This window comes from Treponema sp. OMZ 790, from assembly GCF_024181285.1.
GTDB lineage: Bacteria > Spirochaetota > Spirochaetia > Treponematales > Treponemataceae > Treponema_B.
On sequence record NZ_CP051201.1, the window covers coordinates 1,119,726 to 1,139,535 of the forward strand.

The window sequence follows — 19,810 nt, forward strand, 5'->3', positions numbered from 1 at the left end:
GGTTAAAAGCCTGCTAGACAACAAACTCTACTATTGTAGTACTTGAAGCGGTAGTCCACACCGCCATAGTCGAAATAGACTCGCCACGCGACATCATAGTCGTAGGAACCCTGAGACGACGACCAAAAGGACGAAGTGCCGAGACTTAAATCAGCATAGGAGTTTCCAAGACCGTGTATTTTTGCAAGGCTCTCATTGATTGTCTCGCGGTTCTTATACACCTCGCACAACTCCGCAAGACTCGGCATATACCACTTGATATCCGCCCCTGCCAAAACAGTACTATATGTAGTGTTATACCGGTTTACCCAGTCAAAGGCAGGATAGTTTTCTGCTGCATTTGCCGTACCGTCAGGGTCAATACTGCATATATAATGCCAGTTATCGCTTCCGTCAAGGTCTCCGGTAAATGTTGCTGTGGAAGCAGCTCCGCTTCCTTCAGCAGAGGGTGTACAGATTATACCTTCAAACTTCGTCTTATAGCCGGTACTTCCATTCTTTGCCCACATTAAACCTGACGGGCCTATATGGAGGGCGATACCCAGAGCTGATCCATAGCAGTTTAGCCCTGCAATAATTGCAACATGAGGATTGCTTGAGTCTATCGCGGTATAGCTGTCTTTATCGACAAGAGTTTTATCCGCAAGCACGATTTTACCTACAGTGTACTCGCTATAGTCTTTTACACTAAAGGTGCCGTTCAGACTTTGACTTCCGCTTGTAGTTGTTACGGTATAATCTCCTGCCTGTCCGGGGATTATCAGTTCTACTGTAAGCTCAGTATCGCTTAGGATGCTAACGGTAGAACCGTTTGTAATTGAAGGTTTATCTGTACAGCTTAAGGTAAAGTTACTCGGAGTTACGCCCGGAGCCTTAAAGTTTGTTCCCCTTACCCTCGCAATAAGCTTTGAGTCTTCCTTTGAGGTTCCGGCTTTAGGGATATAAAAGGAGGTAAATTTAGGAGCTCCATATACCTGTATTGTAGGATTGATTATGTTTTGTCCGTAATTGTATGACAGATTAGAATAGATTTCCTTCTGTTCCTTATCTCCAAAAAATACCTTAGCTATAAAGACTCCTTCTTTTTGGGGTACGGGGATATCCGCTTTAAAGTCTGAGACAATTCCTGCCTCTTGAGTCCTTGCATCAATGGATATCTCACCTCCTTCTATTACGCCTTCACTATTTTTATGCCTCCTGCAACTGCAAGATTTGCTCCTGTTATGGTAATCTTTGTCTTGGTTTCACCAGTTACCTCAGTTGAAGCTATACTTTTTAAGCTTAATTCGGGCTGTGCGGTAAGCCTTGCTTCTTTTGTGATTACAAAGCTTTCCGTTACAGGAGAATAATTTCCGCAAAGCTTTATCTTTACCGTATACCTTTTACCTTCAAAACTTGCATCATTGGATGAAATAAGGGGAGCTGTAAGGTCCACAGAGGCTTGATTATTTCCCGTATTTATGGATGTAACCGTTACAAGACTTCCCTGTAAGGCTCCTTCCTCATCAAAAATACCGGCCTTTACTGTAGTATCGGTTTGACTTGATATGAGGTTGAAGTTTGAACCTGTAATGGTAAGTCTTATCGTAAGATCGGGATCATTGTATGCAAGATGTTTACGGTTTAAAAGTATCGCAGTAAGGGAGGACTCATGGAGGCGGTAAGGGAGATTTTTGCTTCTTCGCCCTTGTTTCCTGCTCTGTCTACAGTCTTAAGGGTGAATTCATATTCCGATCCGTCAGGTTCAATATTTTCAATCGTAAAGCTTGTTTCGGTTTTGACCTGCTCCGTTACGATCGGCGTTCCGCCCTTTTTGTAACTTACAAGATAGTGGGAAAAATCGGTATCTATAGAAGCATCCCAGTTTAAGCTTATTATTTGGGTACCCGAATTGTAGTATGCTCTAAGACTTTTAACCTTTGAAGGAGCTGTCTTGTCTATATTGCTAATCTCAATAATTTCAACTTCTCTTCTGCCCTCATTGTCCTGAACACCCACGGAATACTTAGAGTTTTCGCTTACCTCAAAACTATTACCGGTAATTGTTGTTCCGCTTGCCAAAACGTCTTTTGCACTGTGTACGCCTTTTTTCCATTTTGCAGTTTTTACCGATGTACTTGAAGTTAGGCTGATGGTAACATTTCCGTTCGTAGGAGCTGTAGGATTTTGCGTCAGGTTAAGGGTCATAGGGGAACCTGCCGGTCTGGGACTTTTTTTTATGCTTGTCCCCTTACTTTTGTTAAGGCTTGTGTCGATTGTCTTAACTGTAAATGTGTATTCCGTACCTTCCGTAAGGTTTTCTACAATAAAACTACCTTCTTTACTCTTTTCAGCCGAAAGATAAACGGCATTGGCAAGGGTTCCTGCCGCAGGGCTTGCTGTAATTTCTACCTGATACAAATCCTCATCACTAGGATTTTTCCAGCTTAAACTTACCTTACCGCTGCCGGCAACTGCTTTAAGTTCCGTAACTTCGGCGGGCGGAACCTTGTCCCCAAGTTTTACCTCAGGCTTTTGCGGACAGCCTGTAAATAAGAGACCCGCAACCACCAACAATGCAGTAATAAATACTGCCCGATTTAAGAATTTCTTCTTAATTTTTAAATTAGTTTTTTCCATAACTAATTTTCTCCTTTTAAAGAAATTAATTTATATAAAAGGGAACCTCTAAAAACTTCAGTTTTTTAGAGGTTTTCCTTAAATTTAACTTGCGATGTTTTTCATAAGTCATTAATACATAAAGGCTTATGAAAAACTCGACGGGCATATCTAAAAACCTAACAAAGTTTTTAGATTGAGAAAAAAAATTATTTGTAAAATCAAAACTTATATGATAAAAACAAAATAAGCAGTTAGAGATATTAGAACTAATAGAGAAAATGGGGGAGGGTAAACTCAGGCTAACATTTTTTGTTTCTTTACAAAGCCTAAAAAGGGAAGGCAAAGAAACTAATGTTAAACACAAAAAATACTTAACCATGTGAAAATAATAGTCTAAAAACTGCAAGATGTCAAGACTACTATAAAAATGACATAAAAATATCGAAGTATAAAATTAAAAAGGTTTATCGAGCTGCAATGAATGGGATATGTCGTAGATAAATCCGTTGTTTTGACAATACGCCTCTATGTCTTTTTCAATTTTTTTGCTTGGGCCGTATTCCAGTAAATAGACGGTAAATCCGTAGGTTTTACATTTATCCAGATAGGCAAAAAAATACTCTCTGTCTTCTATGGGTTTTACTCCAAATGTATTATTCTTAAAATTTATTTCGGTAAATACGCTTTCCTGATTGATTCCGTTTACGATTCCTTTAAGAGCATTTTGCTTCATTGCTTGACTTATAAAAGTATCTCCGCCGTTTATTATAATAGGTTTATTTTCTTTATGTATTTCATGTAAAAGAGTCATAAGTCCCCGATATATTTCGGGTGTTTGATAATGATAATAGATGTCGGCATTATCAAGAAAAAAACCGTCTATGCCTTTTTGAGATAAGAGCCGTGCTTTGTCCTTTATTCTTTTTTGCCATCTTTTGTCCGCAACATTTATCCATTTTTCTTCATCCCAATTTTCATAGTCGCCTAAAGCTATATCTTCAAACGCTTCATAATCATCGCGGAATGTTTCGATAGAGCCGATGTTTAAATAAGAAAATATATTAACATTTCCGTTTTTGTGAAGCTGTTCTATATCTTTTTTAGAAAAAAATTCAGCATCAATTACCAGTGTTTTTATTCCTTTAAGATTTACCGCTTTGTCGGAGACCATACCTATCAGTACTTTATACTCTTTGTTGTTTTCTGCCGCCATGCCTTTTATTACAATAATCGTAAAAAAAATCAAAACCATGTAAAGATATTTTGTGTTTTTCATAAACTGCTCCTTATCAAAATGAGAATATTATATCTCTTATTTATTTGCTGTGTATACTACGGCATAATCTTCTGCACGGCTTTCCGTAAAGCTGTAATCAGAATATGCTGAAACGGATTTGAATCCTGCCTGCTTAAATAAGGCTAAAAGCATTTGCCTCTTAAGTGGATGTAATACCGTAAAATCCGAACCAACGGTACTGCACAGCTTATCGGTAAATTCTATAGTAAATCTGATATCCCCGTCAGGTAAAAAATCATAGTGCCGCTTAAAAATAAAATCTTTCGTTTCTTTATCTTTAAAGTTCATTTTTTTATCAGCAAGGATGCGGTCATAATTGAGAACTTCAACAATAAAGATGCCGTGTTCCTCTAATGACCCATACACGGAACTAAAAAAACGGCGGAGAATATCTTCATCACGCAAATGCGGAAGCGTATTACCGAAACACAACACTCCCTTAAATTTACCGAACTGCATAATATCGGCGATATCTGCATGATAGAACATAAGTTCACCTGTTTTGCGGATACACGAAGCTTTCTTTTCTGCAATTCCAATCATCTTTGCATTTAAGTCGAGTCCGCATATATTATATCCCTTTTGATATAAACCCATTGCAAGTTCACCGGTTGCACAGCCTGCATCGCACAATCTGCCCGGCAACGGACAAAGGTGTTGTATAAATTCAAGTTTTTCCGTTTCAAGCGGAAAAAGGTCGCTGTAATGTTCTGCAATTAAATCGTATACATTCATAGTTTTTCCTTATAAAAGTAATCAGCATTGGTAATAGTTTTTTAGTAAAATATATAGGCTTAGTATACGGTTAAGTGCTATGGTTATCAAGCGGTAAAAATTTTTCCTATTGACAAAGTTTTTTCTTTAAATATACTGGTAACATAGTTATCAAGGCAGAAAATATGAATACCGGAACTTACGCACAAACACACGAAACGATTCTCAAAAATGGCAAAGAACTTTTTTTGAAGGAAGGCTTTGAGCGTGCCAATTTGCGTGAAATATGCAGGCTTTCAGGCGTTACTACAGGCGGATTTTACCGGCACTTTAAGGATAAGGCCGACCTTTTTTCCGCATTGGTGGAGCCTGCGGTTCAAGGCTTGTTGGAGCAATATTCCGCCTCCGAAAAATTGTGCTTCGGAGTGCTTGAAGAAGGCGGCATAGAGGAAATATGGAAGGTTTCGGCTGAAGCCCTTGAAGATTTTGTCTCTTATATTTTCGACAATCTTGAAGCTTTTAAACTGGTTCTATGCTGTGCATCCGGTACCAAATATGCCGATTTTACCGATTGGATGGTAAAGCGGGAAATGAAGGATATGTATAAAACCTACGAACTGCTTGAAAAAAAAGGTATTGCCGTCCGCCGGCTTCCCGAAAAAGAATTGCACATGCTTACCCATGCGTATTTTTCCTGTATCTTTGAAACCGTGCTGCATAACTTTTCAAAAAAAGCCGCCTTACAGTCAACGAAAACTTTGGCAGAATTTTTTTCCGCCGGCTGGAGGAAGGTTTTCGGGGTGGAGGATTAAAAGGACGGAATACCGATTAACAAATTGTTTCCTAAAAACAGAAACATAGAAGGAAAGAGATAGTACTTTGAGACAAAACTTTATGAATAATGAATTTGAAATTGAACTGCAAGATACTGAATGGCAGTTTTCTTATATCGATCATGATAGAGAAATTGTAAGAGCTATTGTAATTGATAATAATGAAAATTATTATTTTGTAAGAGTGCAAAGAGACGATGATTTTGGTAAAGTAACACTGATTGAAACTGCAGGCGGCGGTGTTGAACCTAATGAAAATTTAGAAGATGCAATTAGAAGAGAACTTAAAGAAGAATTGGGTGCGGAAGTTGAAATTCTTTCTAAAATAGGAGTTGTCAGTGATTACTATAATTTAATTCACAGGCATAATCTGAACAATTATTATCTTTGCAGAGTAAAATTTTTCGGCGATAAGAATATGACGCAAACAGAAATTGATGACTTTCATTTATCTACCTTAAAGTTACGTTATGAAGAAGCTGTAGATGAATATAAGAAATACTCAAACAGCAGGTTAGGAAAACTCATTGCAAATAGAGAGATTCCGATCCTTATGAGAGCAAAAAAGATGATTGTTGAAAATCCCATATTTTGATAAACAGGATATTTTTACTACAAAACATTTTCCCATCCTCTTGACCTTTTTTCTTATTTTAGATAACATTGTTAGCATATAATGCTATCATAAATGCTTTTATATAAGGAGGCATGTTGAAGCTTCAGGTGCAAATAGAACCTTCCGCTTCAACTAGAGTTTTGTGTAAACACAAAACTCTCATCATTATATGCACTTTCTCATTGACATTGCGAAAGTGCGTAAAAAATTATATTCGCAATTCTTATTCGTAATCCGCTTTAGCGGATATGTACAATAAATTTCTTTGCAGAACAGAGCTGATAAGCTCTGATGAATTGCTCATCTAATTTTTTTAGGAGGTGTTGTATGAACACATTTTTGGAACTCGCCAAAAGCAGACATTCGGTGAGAAGTTATGAAAAGCGCGCTGTTGAGGCGGAAAAGCTTAACAGTATTTTGGAAGCGGGGCGTATTGCTCCTACGGCGGCAAATATGCAGCCCTGCCGTTTTCTTGTTTTAAATGACGAGGCGGCGATGAGTAAGCTGCAAAAGGCATGTACTCCGCACGGGGCACCGCTTGCCATTGTGGTATGCGCCGACAAAAAAGCGGCGTGGGTTCGTCCTTTTGATAAGGCAAGTATGGCGGATATTGACACAAGTATCGCTACTGACCACATGATGATGTGCGCTCAAGATATGGGGCTTTCAAGCTGTTGGATTACTTATTTTAAGCCCGATGTAGTGCGTACCGAATTCAATATTCCCGATGATTTGGTTCCGGTAAACATTTTGGTTATCGGTTACGGAAAAGAAGCGGCAAAATCGCCTGACCGCTATGACGATGAGCGGAATCCGATGGACATGATAGTTCAATACTCATCATTTTAGAAAAACAAGATGATAGATGTTGAACTCGGTCCTATAAGACCGCCGTCGGAACATCAAAGCCTCTTGTTGCGTTTGACAAGAGGCTGTTCTTGGAACAGATGTTTTTTTTGCGGATTGTATAAGAGGATGCGCTTTTCGGTGCGTTCTACCGAAGAGGTTATAGGCGATATAAAAAAATATGCCGCTTATTACGGGGAGCGCGCAAGTTTTTTTAAATCCTGCTTTTTGCAGGACGGAGATGCCTTTAATATTCCGGCAAAGGATTTGCTTTCGATATTGCATACACTTAAAAAGTATTTTCCGGCACTGCAAGCGGTTACTACTTATGCCCGTTGTGACAGCATTTTGAAAAAGACCGAAAACGAATTACAAGCTCTTTGCGAGGCGGGCTTAAATCACTTGTATCGAGGAATTGAAACGGGCTCGGACACGATATTGCAAAAAATCAACAAGGGGATAACCGCAGAGCAAATTGTAAAATCGGGCTTGGCAGCTAAGAAAGCCGGCATGACATTATCGGAATTTACCTTGCTCGGAATCGGCGGTAAATCTCTTTCCGAAGAAAATGCAATCGAAACGGCTAAGGTAATCAATGCCGTTAATCCCGAATTTATCCGCGTACATCACACGGCATTTAAACCGAATACAAAATTGGGGCGGGATGTCGAAAAAGGATTATTCGATTTGCAATCGGAAGAGGAAATGGTTTGTGAGCAAAAATTTTTTATCGAGCAGCTTACCGATATTACAAGTTATTATGTGAATGAGCATATTGTAAACTTACTATTGGAAGTGCGGGGAAAACTGCCTGAAGATAAAAATACAATGCTTGCAATTATCGACTCGTACCTTTCGATGAGTGCGGAAGATAAACTTAATTTTGCCGTCGGAAGAAGATTGGGATATTACTATTACCTCAAAGATATGCAAAACGAAGCCGAAAACACCGCCGTTACAAAGTACATAAAAGAAAACCCTAATACCGACTTTGCCTTATTTTGTAATGAGTGCAGAGCCAAGATGATATAGAAAAAGGGATCAATTTTTAATTATGAATGCTTAATGAGGAATTGGGGCCCTTTAATGAAGGATACAATATCTATAAAATATGTACCGTTGTTGTAGCAAATTTATTAAACAAGATTATCATGTGCGGCATTCATTAATTGACGCAAGTAGGAATAAATGGCATAATAAATGAAAAGAACCGGCGAATTTAAATTTTTTAATGAGACAAAACTTTATGAATAATGAATTTGAAATTGAACTGCAAGATACCGAGTGGGAGCTCACTTATATTGATCATGATAGAGAAATTGTACGGGCTATTATAATTGATAATAATGAAAATTATTATTTTGTAAGAGTACAAAGAGATGATACTTTCGGAAAAATGACACTGATTGAGACGGCAGGCGGCGGTGTTGAACCTAATGAAAATTTAGAAGATGCAATTAGAAGAGAGCTTAAAGAAGAATTGGGTGCGGAAGTTGATATTCTTTCTAAAATAGGCGTTGTCAGTGATTACTATAATTTAATTCACAGGCATAATCTGAACAATTATTATCTTTGCAGAGTAAAATCTTTTGGTGATAAGAATATGACGCAAACAGAAATTGATGACTTTCATTTATCTACCTTAAAATTACGTTATGAAGAAGCTGTAGACGAATATAAGAAATACTCAAACAGCCAATTGGGAAAACTCATTGCAAATAGAGAGATTCCGATACTTATGCGGGCAAAAAAGATGATTATTGAAAATCCGATTTTTTTGGAAATATAAGGTTTCATACAGGGATTACCGGCAAGCAGATAAATTAAAGCATTTGTATCAGCTAAAAAATCAGTTCCACTCATTCCGCATTTCCTTCTGTATTTTCAATGCATCTTGATGAAATTTTAGTGAACCGAAATATTTTGATAAATCCGTATGTTTTTCTTTTTCGGCTGATTGATTATATCTATAAAGAATATATTGGACATAATTCTGTATATCGGCAAGGCATTCTTGCGGAACCGTTTTTATTTGTTCAACTAATGTTTCATAAACCATATATTTCTCCCTAATTAAGTATATCAAAGGAAGTTTCTTCAAACTACATTACTATATCATTTATTGCCGAATATTTCTACTACTACAAAGTCCCTCCATCCTCTTGACTTTTTTCCTGTTTTAGATAACAATGCCAGCATACAATGTTATCTAAAAATCATGAGAGGGAATAAAATGAACCAAGATATGAAAACACAATTATTGACAAAAAGCCCGATGGAACTGCTTTTTAAGTTGGCGGTTCCCGGAATAGTCGGTATGGTCGTTATCGGGCTGTACCCGTTTATGGACGGAGTATTTGCCGGAAGGATTATCGGAGACTATGCGATGTCTGCAATCAGTATCTCGATGTCGCTGACGCTGATAAACGGAGCGGTGTCGGCCTTGCTCGGAGTCGGAAGTGCGTCCATTTTGTCGCGGGCAATCGGCAAAGGTGATACGGAAACGGTAGATAAAATTTTCGGCAATGTTTGTTATTGGGTGCTGCTTTTTTCGGCAGTGATTACGGCGACGGGTGTGCTTGCCGCTCCCTATTTTTTGGAGATGGTGGGAGCAAAGGGAGCGATTAAAGATTTCGGCGTGCGGTATTTGCGGATTGTATTTTTAGGTTCGGTGTTCGTAAACTTTGCTCAAACCGGAAATATGACCATGCGCGGCGAGGGTGCTTTAAAGCAATCCATGCTCATTATGGGAGCGGGAGCTCTTTTGAATATCGTGCTGGATCCGATTTTTATGCTCCTGATGGGGGACTACGCAATTGAGGGAGCTGCGGCTGCTACGGTGATCTCGCAAATTGTGCAGGCGGTTTTAACCCTGCGGTATTTTGCGAAAAAAAGCCCCTTTGTCAAAATACACAAAATTAAAAAGTATAAAGAAATTTACCGTGAAATGTTTGGCATCGGAAGCTCGGCTATGCTCATGCAGCTTTTGTTTGCAGTGCAGCAAACGGTTTTGTTCAAGCAGGCGTTTACCTTCGGCGGCGATAACTGGGGGATTTTAATGTCCGCTACAATGCGGCTATACATGTTTTCGTTTATTCCGCTGTGGGGTATGAGTCAGGGCTTACAGCCGGTTATCGGGGCGAACTACGGAGCCAAGCAGTACGAAAGAGTGCGGGAAACGATGAAGCTTTTTATGTACGGGGCAACGCTTCTTGCGGCTCTCTCGTGGGTTCCGGCAATGCTTTTTTCCGAAACTCTCTTGTCGATCTTCAATGTGCGCCCCGAGATTATTGCAGCAGGCAGTATCAATTTCAAACTGTTTTATTCCACATTTATTTTATACGGCATTATGATTATGACGCTTACCTTTTTTCAATCAATAGGAGATGCCAAAAAAGCGGGAGCTATCGTCCTCTTGCGCCAGCTCATTCTCTTTGTGCCTGCAATGCTGATTTTGCCTGAGCTGTTTGGAAGCCTTGCCGTCTGGTGGGCGGAACCTGCCGTTGATTTTACAATGATACTCATCGGCTTTATCATGCAGCAAAGGGTGTTATGGAGGTTATGATATAGTGTCATTTATTGAGTATTTCATAATAAGAAGGTACCTAGTTGGAAAATGTGAACACTTGTGGTATAATACATATTATTAAGTATAATTTAAATGAAATTGCAGTATCTGACAAAAAGGAGAATAGAATGACTATTTCAAAATTAAAACGAGAAAATATTTTTTGCAATGATTTCAAAGATTTAAAAGTAAATAACGAAATTCAATTTAGTAAAAATGGTGTTGCAGTAATTTATGGACCAAACGGAACAGGAAAGACTAGTCTTGCAATGGTTTTGGCTCAAGAAAAAAATACTGAATATACAGTTCAATTTAACGGTAAAATGTATACGGAACAAGATAATTCATTTGTTCATATAATCCATGATCAAAATGGAAGAAACATAATCGAAGGATCAACCGAAGATTTTATTCTTGGAGATAATATAAAAAGAGAGTATGAGTTAAAAAAAGATCTAGATAGCGGTTTTGACTCATTGTATTCTAATTTAATTAATATTCTCAAAGAAAGATATGGAATTTCAATAAAATCATCAATTTTTTTAAATTTTATATCTGATAATTTATTAAAAAATTATATATCCGACTTAGCAAATAGCAAACAAAAAGGAAAAAATATTTCAAGAGATGAATTTTTAAATCATTTTTCAAGTAAAAACTTAAAAGAAATTAATAAATCTTTTGATGAAGAAAAATTTTCTTTTTTTGTTGAAGATCTAAGAAGTAAGAATTCTTGTTTAAAAGCACTTGAAAAAGTAGTAATCGATTCTTTCTGCAAAGAGGATGAATATGAAAAAATTGAACAAACCGATGATGCTGTAAGAATTCTTGAAAAATATAAAGAAATTCATAATTGTATTGTTTGTGATACACAGATTGACTATAATATCTTATTAACCAGAAAAAAAGAACAAAATAAGCATATCCTTGCATCTTTATCCCAAAATTCACGCAATATAATTGAAAATATTATTAATATAATTCCTATAACAGATAAATTTAATATCAAACAAATCCTTGTAGATGTTTTCAAAACCGGCAATCTTGATGAATTACATGCACTAATTTCAGAGATAAATTTATATAAAAACTATTATAACACTCTCCTTGAAAATACTTTTATTGAAAATATAAAAAATTCAAAATTGTTAGACATTCATACGGAATACTCTCAAATAATTTCGGAAAAACTTGAATTTGAGGATGAAGATGTTCTTTTTATTGAAAAATTCCTCAATAGTTGCCTTGAAAGAAAAATATCTTTATCACGTGATGAAAATAAAAATATTCGTTTATTGCTTGGCAACGAAGAATTTCTAAACCAATCACGTACTGATTTAATGTTAAGTAATGGGGAACAAAATTTTTTATCACTTTCATTTGAACTTCTGAAAGCAAAAAAAACAGATAAAGAATTAATAATTTTAGATGACCCTATTTCAAGTTTTGATTCCATTTATAAAAATAAAATTGCTTATGCAATACTTAAATTTCTCAATAATAAGAAATCACTGATATTAACTCATAATACTGATTTAATAAAATTATTGGAACACCAAGCAAAAGCCTGTTTTACTTTATATTATATGAACAATACGGTAGGAGAAAATAATGGCTTTTTACACATAAATGAAAATGAAATAAAAATATTATTATATATTCCTAATTTAATAAATGTTTTCAGGACAGAGATTAAACAAGAAATTATAGATGAAAAAGCGTTTCTCATATCTATTATTCCTTTTATGAGGGGGTATTGTTTGTTAATAAATGACAATGAAAACAAAGACAAGCTTACAAAATTAATGCATGGGTACGAAACTGAATGTGAAGAATTATCAAAAATATATAATACCGTATTTTCAACCGAAATAATTGAAAATAAATACACAATATCAGCTTGTGATATTCTTAATTATGATGTTAACAATTTACAAATAATAAAAAATGATAATTACCCACTTCTTTCTAAAACATTAATTCATTCCTTTACATATCTGTATTTACGAATGGTTGTAGAAAAAAAACTTGTTGATAAATTTTCTATAAATGTAAAAAAATATGATATGCTTAGCAGTATAATTAATTATTCTTTTTCTGAAAATACAAAGGTTAATATTGAAAATAGAGTTTTCTTTTTATCAAAAAAAACACTATTAAATGAATTTAACCATTTTGAAATGGATATGAATATTTTTCAACCTGCTATAGATATTACAAATTTTGCATTAAAAAAAGAAAAAGAAGATATTATTACAAAACTTGCATCGTTATAAGCAAAGATAGTTTAATTTTCTTTGAGATTTGATTATAAAAACTGATAGAGCTGACTATTGTAAATAACTACTTTTTGATGTAAGTTTTGTGATTATTTTTAAGTAAATGTTAATAGATATAAATGCAGTTTAAAATTCTGCGTGGTATAGTATTAAATAATGATATATGTGGTAGGAGCTATAATATGGAAATACATGAGGCTATAAACCTAGCAATTGATAACATTATTATTGAGGGGCTTAATGATATTTATCCAAATGTTTTTGAAGTGTCTTTGCTCAAGGATATTAATTTTAGAGAAAAGATAATTGAAGCTACTATTCATAAAATAAAAAAAAATACAATAACAGAGATGGATTTTCAACCTCTTCAATATTCATATTTTCCTAAAAAAGAAGCTTTTGATTTTCGAAAAGCTGCTTCCATACAACCGTGGGATTTAATAAAATATATGTCTCTTGTGCTTTTATGTGCAGAGGAAATTGAAAGTAAAAGACCTGCAAAAGATAAGAATATTGTTTTTTCTTATCGGTTTTATCCCAAAGATGGACGATTGTTTGATACAAATTATGATTATAAAGCATTTCAAAAAAATCTTTCTGATAAGATAAAAGAAAAAAGATATAAGATTTATATAAAGGCTGATATTGCAAATTATTATGATAGACTTAATCTACATCGTCTTGAAAATATTCTTTTATCTTATTGTAGCAATAAGACAATTGTTAAGTTGATAAATCAGTTGTTATTATTTTGGTCTAACAGAGATTCTTATGGCTTGCCCGTTGGTTCAAATCCAAGCAGAATTCTTGCAGAGGCGGAATTAATTGAAGTCGACAATTATCTTTTATCAAAGAAAATAGATTTTATAAGATTTGTAGATGATTACAGAATATTTGCAAATGATGCAAAAGAAGCTCATTACTATTTAAATTTATTTATTGCACGTTTATCATTGGAGGGATTATCTGTAAATACAGGGAAAACCTCAATTGAAAAAACAAAAGAATATCAAGGAGAAACTAAGACGGTATCTACCATTGAAGTAATTGATACCTCTCATGTAAAAAAAATAAGGGCGAAAATCCAACTCGATTAATTGTAGGTTATTCCGGCCTAATCCCTACGAAATATCGGCAACCAACTCAATCTGAAATAAGTATGTACCAAACAATGGAAGTTACAGAAATTAAAAGTAAAATAGCAGGGGAAGAAATTATAAAACCAGAAATTATTAGAGATTTCGTAAAATATATAGCTATTAACAATGCTTGGAAATTATTAGACACATTATTGGATATAATGGATAAATTTCCTCAGTTTATCCCGTATATTTGTGATATGATAATAAAAAAACAGAATACATTATCAGAAAATGCAAAACATAAAATTAAAGATAAATTTTTGTCTATAATTCAAAGTTCAAAATCTTATCCGGAATATATTTATTTATCTGCTGTAACAATATTGACAGAAAAACAATTTCTTTCTAAAAATGAAGTATTAAATTTTTATAGAGACTTAAGACGTTCAACTGGTGCATTCATTGGTAGATATACAATAGATAGACTTGAAAAATTCTTAACACGAGGCGAAATATTGGAAATAAGGAATGAATTCCATCAAGTTGGATTGTGGGAAAAACGTTCTATTATTAAAATATCAAAGGAAAAATTGGATGAAGAAGAAAGCAGGCCATGGTTGAAAAATATCAAAAGTTCAATAAAAATCGATCCGTTTTCAGAGTTTTTGCTTTGATTTATTACTTTTAACAAAATTTTCCAATCAAATATTATAATTTATGCAATATATTTTAAATGTCAATAATATTTACACGCTCTCATGTGTTGAAAAAGGATAAATTCATCAAATGGATTATAAAAGAAAATCTAAAAAGAATAGACTGATAACATTAGATAGAGCATTAATATAAAATATTAAAATCTGTCTATCTTGATTTTATTAACTTAATGTACAATAATTTACTAAACAAATACAATTTTAATAAGAACAAGGATATCTCCCATGCCCACAACCAACCTCACTCGTTTAAAAGAAATATCCAGAAGACCCAAAGAATCACTTGAAGCAATCGGCACAGACGACATTGCATTCATACAAGACTTTCTTACCTGTAAAACAATGCGTATCTACAGTGCCGGAGCCATCAGAATAATGGAAAACAATTTGACCTTCTAACTTTGATATTTTACATTTGAAGTTTGCCATTCGAACTTCAAAATTTAACATTTGACCTTCGACCTTCTACATTTGTACTTCCCCATCTTCTCTAAACCCTTTTTTAATGCTATAATCTTATCTATAAAATGAAACTGGATTTATATATAGATAAAGACGGACAAAAACTAAGATGCGGATATACTACGGGGAGCTGTGCGGCGGCGGCGGCTAAGGCGGCGGCTTTGATTTTGGGCGGTGAAACTATGACCTCGGTTAAAATCGATACGCCTGCAGGGGTCGTACTTGACCTTCCTGTAGAGCATTGCCGCTCGTATAAAGACAAGAACGGGACAGCTATTGGAGAAGCTGCCGTTCAAAAAGATGCGGGGGACGACCCTGACAGCACCGACGGCATCTACATCCATGCTCGGGTCTCTTATAGAAACGATGGGAAGGTTCTCATTGACGGTGGAGAGGGTATAGGAAGAATTACCAAAAAAGGTCTTTTCGGAGAAGTAGGGGAGGCTGCCATTAATCCCGTACCCCGTCAAATGATAGAAAAAGAAATTTTAAATGTTTCAAAAAGGGGCTTCAATGTAGAAATTTTCAGTCCTCAAGGAGCCGAAATCGGCAAAAAAACCTTTAATAAAAATATCGGTGTTGAAGGCGGCATCTCTATTATCGGCACAAAGGGCATAGTCTATCCTATGAGCGAGGATGCTATCAAAAAAACCATCTATCTTGAAATAGACGCAATACTACAAAATTCCGAAAAAAAAGAAATTCTCTTAGTACCGGGAAACTACGGGGAAGGCCTTAAAGAAAAACTAAAAAACATAATAGACCTTCCTACCGTAAAAATGTCAAACTATATAGGAGATAGTTTAAGCTATGCCTATTCCAAAGGCTTTAAAACCATGACTTTGCTCGGCCATATCGGTAAATTTGCCAAACTTTCCATAGGTATTTTTAACACTCATAACCGCAGTGCAGATACCCGCATGGAGGCCTTTGTATACTACCTTGCCATGCAGGGGGCAGACAAAAAAACAATCGAAACCGTCAATTCCTTTTTAACGGCTGAAGAAGCCTTCAATTTTCTTGTTGAAAACAAGATGGAAAACCTCATCAAAGCCATGGAAAGAGGGGCCGAAGAAAGAATCAAAAAATATCTCAAGGATGAAAGCCTTTCAATAAGGGTTTTAATCTACTCGATGAAATATGGTCTCCTAGAATAAAGTTAAATCTGCATTTTTTTGGTATTGCCGTATAGTTCTTCACGCAGCTTTTTTACATGTTCGTCTTTTATATAGTCATCAAAATTCATCATCCTGTCGATTATGCCGTTGGGCGTAATTTCGATAATCCTGTTTGCGATTGAAGAAATAAATTCGTGGTCATGGGAGTTAAAAAGAATAACTCCGGGAAATTCCACGAGGGCATCGTTTAAGCTCGTAATGGCTTCAAGGTCAAGGTGGTTTGTAGGCTCGTCGAGGATTAAAACATTAGCTCCCGAAAGCATGAGCTTACTCAATATACAGCGCACCTTTTCGCCTCCCGATAGAACATTTACGGGCTTTAAGGACTCGTCGCCAGAAAAAAGCATTCGGCCTAAAAAGCCCCTTACATAGGCATCATCTTGGTCGGGAGAATATTGTTTAAGCCATTCCGTGATATTTAAATCGTTATTAAAATACTCGGCATTATCCTTATTAAGATATGCATGGGTTACTGTCTGTCCCCAATAAACATCTCCCGAATCCGGAGTTAATTTTCCGGTTAAAATATCGAAGAGGGCTGTTTTGGAATTATGCTCTTGTCCTACAAAGGCTATCTTATCGGTTCTGTTTACCGTAAAAGAAAAATCGTTTAAAAGTTGAATTCCTTTTTCTTCTGAAGTGTCAGGTGTCTTATAAGAAATTTTTTCGGTACGGACAACATTGTTTCCGATTTCACGATTGGGTTTAAAATGAACATAAGGAAATTTACGGCTTGTAACTTCTATTTCTTCTAAGGCAAGTTTATCGTATACCTTTTTTCGGCTGGTTGCCTGACGGCTCTTTGCTGCATTCGAGGCGAAGCGTAAGATAAACTCTCTTAAATCCTTCATCTTTTCTTCCCGTTTCTTTTGCTGATCCTTGGCCTGCCTTTGCATAATCCTGCTCATCTGGTACCAGAAATCGTAGTTACCCGAATACATGCGGATTTTGCCGTAGTCGATGTCGCAGACATGGGTACAAACAGTATTTAAAAAATGCCTGTCGTGAGAAACAACAATTATAATATTGGGGAATTCGATTAAAAATTCTTCAAGCCAGGCTATGGATTCAAGGTCTAAACCGTTTGTCGGTTCGTCCAAAAGAAGAATATCGGGGGTTCCAAAAATAGCCTGAGCAAGCAAGACCCGAACCTTTTGGCCTTCGTCGAGTTCGCTCATCATTCTGTCATGATAATTTTCATCAAGGCCCAAACCTGAAAGAATCTGCTCTATTTGATTTTCAGCTTCCCAGCCGTTTAAATCGGCAAATTCGGCCTCCAACTCCGAAGCCCGTATTCCGTCTTCTTCACTAAAATTTTCTTTTGCATAAATGGCTTCTCTTTCATTTCGAACATTGTAGAGCTTAGGATAGCCCATAAAAACCGTGTCTTTTACGCTGTACTCATCAAAGGCAAAGTGATCCTGTCTTAAAACTGCCATACGCTCTCCGGGGGTGATACTGAACTCACCCGAATCGTGCTCCAATTCTCCCGAAAGAACCTTTAGAAAAGTAGACTTTCCGGCTCCGTTTGCCCCGATAATTCCGTAGCAGTTTCCTTTCGTAAATTTTAAATTGACATCCTTAAAAAGCGGCCTGTCGCCGAACTTTAAACTTAAATCGCTTACTGTAATCATAAGCTACGATAATACAATAAAGAGGATAAAATGTCAATCAATTCAATTTTTGGTATTAAGTCAATTTTGAAGATGAAGAGCCCGACCAGCCGAGCTTTGACCTTAGGGCCTTGTAAAAATTGTCGGGAGAGCAGCCGGCCATTTTTACCTTATTGGGAGACTCGCTTATTATGATTTCATCATCCTCTTGTAATGAAACCATCTCCTGTCCGTCAATTGAAACGATGGTATCTTTTGCCCTTGTGGGAAGAACTTTTATCTTCATCTGCCCTGATGAGGGGAGAACTAAGGGGCGGTTCGACAAGGAGAAGGGTGAAATGGGTGTTAAAACAAAGGCCGAGACATCCGGATCCAAGATAGGTCCTCCTGAGGCTGCCGAGTAGGCAGTCGAGCCTGTAGGGGTCGAAACGATGACTCCGTCAGCCCTAAAAATCCCGAATGAAATTCCGTTAAACGAAATATCCAGGTTTATCAGCTTTGCTATGCCTGAACCCGAAACAACAATATCGTTTAAGGCCTCATATGTTGCAATTTCTTTATTTTCCCGCCTTATCGAAGCTGAAAGAAGCATCCTTTCATGTAAGGCTTCTTTTCCGTTTAAAAGGCGTAAAAGTTCGCCTTCCCATTCCTTGGGTTCAATATTTGCAATGAAGCCGAACCTCCCTAAGTTTATAGGAAAAACCGGAATATGCCGCGGAGCACTATAACGGGCCGTAAATAAAACCGTACCGTCTCCGCCAAGGCTTATTGCAAGGTCATAGTCTTCATTTAATTTAGGAGAATGGGAGATGCCGTCATATTTGTATACAAAAGAATCGATTCCCTTTGCCGATAAAAAAGCTTCGATTTCTTTACAAATCTTTTTTGCATTTGGTTTTTCGACACTTAAAACAATAAGGGCTTTTTTCAAAATTCACATTCCTTAAAACTTTGGAAGCCTAATTTTATAAAAAAATTAGGGCAGGGTAGCCAGTACTCTGGCAATCTCGGCCGACTTTTTTGCTCCCAATCTCGGATAGAGCGGAAAAAGCACACATCTTAGTAAAAGAGAAGACGCATTTATAAGGATTTCCTGATTTTCTTTTAAATACTCGACAGTCGAATTTTTAAAAGCAAGCTCTATATCTATATCCTTTTTTGCCGCATATTTTTGTACATCCGAAACTCCCGAATTCAAAATAACGGGAAAAGAATAAACAGGATTTACCGTATCTTCTTTTTGGGCTATCGTTTTATGCTTTCCCTGCATCAAAGAGCGTACATAGGACTCATGCATTTCCTTACGCTGCTCCATGTTCTTTGCCATCTGTTTTAGCTGAACAAAGGCCAGGGAGGCATTTATATCGGGCAATTGGTCTGTAATAGGGGCTTCATCGTAGAGTTTTTTTAAGACTATTGCGTTTCTTCTTTCGGGAGCCAATAATACGGCGCCGCCCCCTCCGGTTAAAATATCTTTTTCTTCCAGTCCCAAGATAGAAAAAATCCCCATGCTGCCTGCATATTTTTCCTTATATGCCGCCCCTGCACTTTGCGAAATATCTTCTATTACGGGAATGTTTAAGTTTAATATCTTTTCTATGTCGGGTAAAAAACCCAAAGTCTCATGCAGAACAAGTGCTCTTCCCCCTGTTTGTACGGCATTTTCAAGGCTTTCAAAAGAAGGAAAAACGGAGTCGGCTTCTACATCAAGTACAATGGGCTTATAGCCTTGGCGGTTTAACTCGACATACTGCCAAGAGGGCGCCAAACTTGAGATAATAACCGATGAACCTGATTCAAGGTTTAAGGCTTTTAAGGCGTATGTTAAGGCTATTGCAGGGCTTCTTAAAGCGGCGGCTCCGGCTGTTTGAAAAACTTCACAAACCTGCTTAATAAGCTTTTGATTCATCTCGCCGGGGCCTATTTTTTCCTCGACCATACACGTAAGAACTGCATCCATTTCGGAGCGTCTTATAGTGGAACTGTAAACGGGTATTTTCATAAT

General features: G+C 36.5%; 20 protein-coding genes. 11 read left to right on the forward strand and 9 right to left on the reverse strand.

Annotated elements, in window-relative coordinates; translation table 11 throughout:
- Window positions 1-2 precede the first annotated feature (2 nt).
- The 5 genes from E4O01_RS05495 to E4O01_RS05515 form a co-directional block, all read right to left on the reverse strand.
- Complete coding sequence (locus E4O01_RS05495; protein ID WP_253694776.1) at window positions 3-650, reverse strand: hypothetical protein; 648 nt, start codon at window positions 648-650, stop codon at window positions 3-5.
- Between the two features lie 521 nt (window positions 651-1,171).
- Entirely contained in the window at window positions 1,172-1,435 is a 264-nt protein-coding gene (locus E4O01_RS05500) for a hypothetical protein (RefSeq protein WP_253694777.1), read from the reverse strand.
- A 188-nt stretch (window positions 1,436-1,623) separates the two neighbouring features.
- A complete protein-coding gene (locus tag E4O01_RS05505) occupies window positions 1,624-2,619 on the reverse strand; it encodes a fibronectin type III domain-containing protein (protein WP_253694786.1) in 996 nt (331 codons plus the stop codon).
- 436 nt (window positions 2,620-3,055) lie between these two features.
- Entirely contained in the window at window positions 3,056-3,877 is an 822-nt protein-coding gene (locus E4O01_RS05510) for a glycoside hydrolase family 191 protein (RefSeq protein ID WP_253694780.1), read from the reverse strand.
- A 36-nt stretch (window positions 3,878-3,913) separates the two neighbouring features.
- On the reverse strand, window positions 3,914-4,633 hold the full coding sequence (locus tag E4O01_RS05515; protein WP_253694781.1) for a class I SAM-dependent methyltransferase: 720 nt from the start codon (window positions 4,631-4,633) through the stop codon (window positions 3,914-3,916).
- 164 nt (window positions 4,634-4,797) lie between these two features.
- Here E4O01_RS05515 and E4O01_RS05520 point away from each other — a divergent pair, with 164 nt between their 5' ends.
- From E4O01_RS05520 to E4O01_RS05540, 5 genes are all read left to right on the forward strand, one after another.
- Window positions 4,798-5,424: a TetR/AcrR family transcriptional regulator gene (locus E4O01_RS05520; protein WP_253694782.1), complete on the forward strand. Its 627-nt coding sequence runs from the start codon at window positions 4,798-4,800 to the stop codon at window positions 5,422-5,424.
- 82 nt (window positions 5,425-5,506) lie between these two features.
- Window positions 5,507-6,040 carry an NUDIX domain-containing protein gene (locus E4O01_RS05525; RefSeq protein WP_253694787.1) on the forward strand — a complete coding sequence of 178 codons (534 nt, stop codon included), beginning with the start codon at window positions 5,507-5,509 and terminating at the stop codon, window positions 6,038-6,040.
- Window positions 6,041-6,388: 348 nt separating this feature from the next.
- Window positions 6,389-6,910, forward strand: coding sequence for a nitroreductase family protein (locus E4O01_RS05530; RefSeq protein WP_253694784.1), 522 nt, complete (start codon window positions 6,389-6,391; stop codon window positions 6,908-6,910).
- 9 nt (window positions 6,911-6,919) lie between these two features.
- Window positions 6,920-7,939: a radical SAM protein gene (locus E4O01_RS05535; protein WP_253694788.1), complete on the forward strand. Its 1,020-nt coding sequence runs from the start codon at window positions 6,920-6,922 to the stop codon at window positions 7,937-7,939.
- A 214-nt stretch (window positions 7,940-8,153) separates the two neighbouring features.
- Entirely contained in the window at window positions 8,154-8,696 is a 543-nt protein-coding gene (locus tag E4O01_RS05540; RefSeq protein ID WP_253694789.1) for an NUDIX domain-containing protein, read from the forward strand.
- Window positions 8,697-8,756: 60 nt separating this feature from the next.
- On the opposite strand, the gene E4O01_RS05545 is transcribed toward E4O01_RS05540, so the two are convergent.
- Window positions 8,757-8,966 (reverse strand): hypothetical protein, encoded by a 210-nt coding sequence (locus E4O01_RS05545; RefSeq protein WP_253679123.1) that lies wholly within the window; start codon window positions 8,964-8,966, stop codon window positions 8,757-8,759.
- 174 nt (window positions 8,967-9,140) lie between these two features.
- Here E4O01_RS05545 and E4O01_RS05550 point away from each other — a divergent pair, with 174 nt between their 5' ends.
- The 6 genes from E4O01_RS05550 to cbiD all read left to right on the forward strand — a co-directional run bounded on the left by E4O01_RS05550 (window position 9,141) and on the right by cbiD (window position 16,171).
- Window positions 9,141-10,472, forward strand: a complete 1,332-nt coding sequence (locus E4O01_RS05550; protein WP_253694790.1) for an MATE family efflux transporter — start codon at window positions 9,141-9,143, stop codon at window positions 10,470-10,472.
- Window positions 10,473-10,603: 131 nt separating this feature from the next.
- Window positions 10,604-12,751 (forward strand): hypothetical protein, encoded by a 2,148-nt coding sequence (locus E4O01_RS05555; protein ID WP_253679119.1) that lies wholly within the window; start codon window positions 10,604-10,606, stop codon window positions 12,749-12,751.
- A gap of 185 nt (window positions 12,752-12,936) precedes the next feature.
- Window positions 12,937-13,851 (forward strand): RNA-directed DNA polymerase, encoded by a 915-nt coding sequence (locus E4O01_RS05560; protein ID WP_253694791.1) that lies wholly within the window; start codon window positions 12,937-12,939, stop codon window positions 13,849-13,851.
- A 74-nt stretch (window positions 13,852-13,925) separates the two neighbouring features.
- On the forward strand, window positions 13,926-14,510 hold the full coding sequence (locus tag E4O01_RS05565) for a hypothetical protein (RefSeq protein ID WP_253694792.1): 585 nt from the start codon (window positions 13,926-13,928) through the stop codon (window positions 14,508-14,510).
- A gap of 267 nt (window positions 14,511-14,777) precedes the next feature.
- The gene (locus tag E4O01_RS05570) at window positions 14,778-14,951 is read left to right on the forward strand and encodes a hypothetical protein (RefSeq protein ID WP_253694794.1); all 174 of its coding nucleotides are present in this window, start codon (window positions 14,778-14,780) and stop codon (window positions 14,949-14,951) included.
- 128 nt (window positions 14,952-15,079) lie between these two features.
- Window positions 15,080-16,171, forward strand: a complete 1,092-nt coding sequence (gene cbiD / locus E4O01_RS05575; protein ID WP_253694795.1) for a cobalt-precorrin-5B (C(1))-methyltransferase CbiD — start codon at window positions 15,080-15,082, stop codon at window positions 16,169-16,171.
- A 2-nt stretch (window positions 16,172-16,173) separates the two neighbouring features.
- Here cbiD and E4O01_RS05580 read toward each other — a convergent pair whose 3' ends face one another.
- Genes E4O01_RS05580 through E4O01_RS05590 form a run of 3 tightly spaced genes read right to left on the reverse strand, consistent with a single transcriptional unit; the run spans window position 16,174 to window position 19,807 of the window.
- Window positions 16,174-17,826, reverse strand: coding sequence for an ABC-F family ATP-binding cassette domain-containing protein (locus tag E4O01_RS05580; RefSeq protein WP_253694796.1), 1,653 nt, complete (start codon window positions 17,824-17,826; stop codon window positions 16,174-16,176).
- A gap of 55 nt (window positions 17,827-17,881) precedes the next feature.
- Window positions 17,882-18,736, reverse strand: a complete 855-nt coding sequence (locus E4O01_RS05585) for an NAD(+)/NADH kinase (RefSeq protein WP_253694797.1) — start codon at window positions 18,734-18,736, stop codon at window positions 17,882-17,884.
- 45 nt (window positions 18,737-18,781) lie between these two features.
- Entirely contained in the window at window positions 18,782-19,807 is a 1,026-nt protein-coding gene (locus tag E4O01_RS05590) for a DegT/DnrJ/EryC1/StrS family aminotransferase (RefSeq protein ID WP_253694798.1), read from the reverse strand.
- Window positions 19,808-19,810: the final 3 nt, after the last annotated feature.

What these genes read in the sequence shown, in the direction of transcription:
- E4O01_RS05505 (WP_253694786.1), bottom strand. Translation starts at nt 2,619, where the DNA reads ATGGAAAAAACTAATTTAAAAATTAAGAAGAAATTCTTAAATCGGGCA.
- E4O01_RS05510 (WP_253694780.1), bottom strand. Translation starts at nt 3,877, where the DNA reads ATGAAAAACACAAAATATCTTTACATGGTTTTGATTTTTTTTACGATT.
- E4O01_RS05515 (WP_253694781.1), bottom strand. Translation starts at nt 4,633, where the DNA reads ATGAATGTATACGATTTAATTGCAGAACATTACAGCGACCTTTTTCCG.
- E4O01_RS05520 (WP_253694782.1), top strand. Translation starts at nt 4,798, where the DNA reads ATGAATACCGGAACTTACGCACAAACACACGAAACGATTCTCAAAAAT.
- E4O01_RS05525 (WP_253694787.1), top strand. Translation starts at nt 5,507, where the DNA reads ATGAATAATGAATTTGAAATTGAACTGCAAGATACTGAATGGCAGTTT.
- E4O01_RS05530 (WP_253694784.1), top strand. Translation starts at nt 6,389, where the DNA reads ATGAACACATTTTTGGAACTCGCCAAAAGCAGACATTCGGTGAGAAGT.
- E4O01_RS05535 (WP_253694788.1), top strand. Translation starts at nt 6,920, where the DNA reads ATGATAGATGTTGAACTCGGTCCTATAAGACCGCCGTCGGAACATCAA.
- E4O01_RS05540 (WP_253694789.1), top strand. Translation starts at nt 8,154, where the DNA reads ATGAATAATGAATTTGAAATTGAACTGCAAGATACCGAGTGGGAGCTC.
- E4O01_RS05545 (WP_253679123.1), bottom strand. Translation starts at nt 8,966, where the DNA reads ATGGTTTATGAAACATTAGTTGAACAAATAAAAACGGTTCCGCAAGAA.
- E4O01_RS05550 (WP_253694790.1), top strand. Translation starts at nt 9,141, where the DNA reads ATGAACCAAGATATGAAAACACAATTATTGACAAAAAGCCCGATGGAA.
- E4O01_RS05555 (WP_253679119.1), top strand. Translation starts at nt 10,604, where the DNA reads ATGACTATTTCAAAATTAAAACGAGAAAATATTTTTTGCAATGATTTC.
- E4O01_RS05560 (WP_253694791.1), top strand. Translation starts at nt 12,937, where the DNA reads ATGGAAATACATGAGGCTATAAACCTAGCAATTGATAACATTATTATT.
- E4O01_RS05565 (WP_253694792.1), top strand. Translation starts at nt 13,926, where the DNA reads ATGGAAGTTACAGAAATTAAAAGTAAAATAGCAGGGGAAGAAATTATA.
- E4O01_RS05570 (WP_253694794.1), top strand. Translation starts at nt 14,778, where the DNA reads ATGCCCACAACCAACCTCACTCGTTTAAAAGAAATATCCAGAAGACCC.
- cbiD (WP_253694795.1), top strand. Translation starts at nt 15,080, where the DNA reads ATGAAACTGGATTTATATATAGATAAAGACGGACAAAAACTAAGATGC.
- E4O01_RS05580 (WP_253694796.1), bottom strand. Translation starts at nt 17,826, where the DNA reads ATGATTACAGTAAGCGATTTAAGTTTAAAGTTCGGCGACAGGCCGCTT.
- E4O01_RS05590 (WP_253694798.1), bottom strand. Translation starts at nt 19,807, where the DNA reads ATGAAAATACCCGTTTACAGTTCCACTATAAGACGCTCCGAAATGGAT.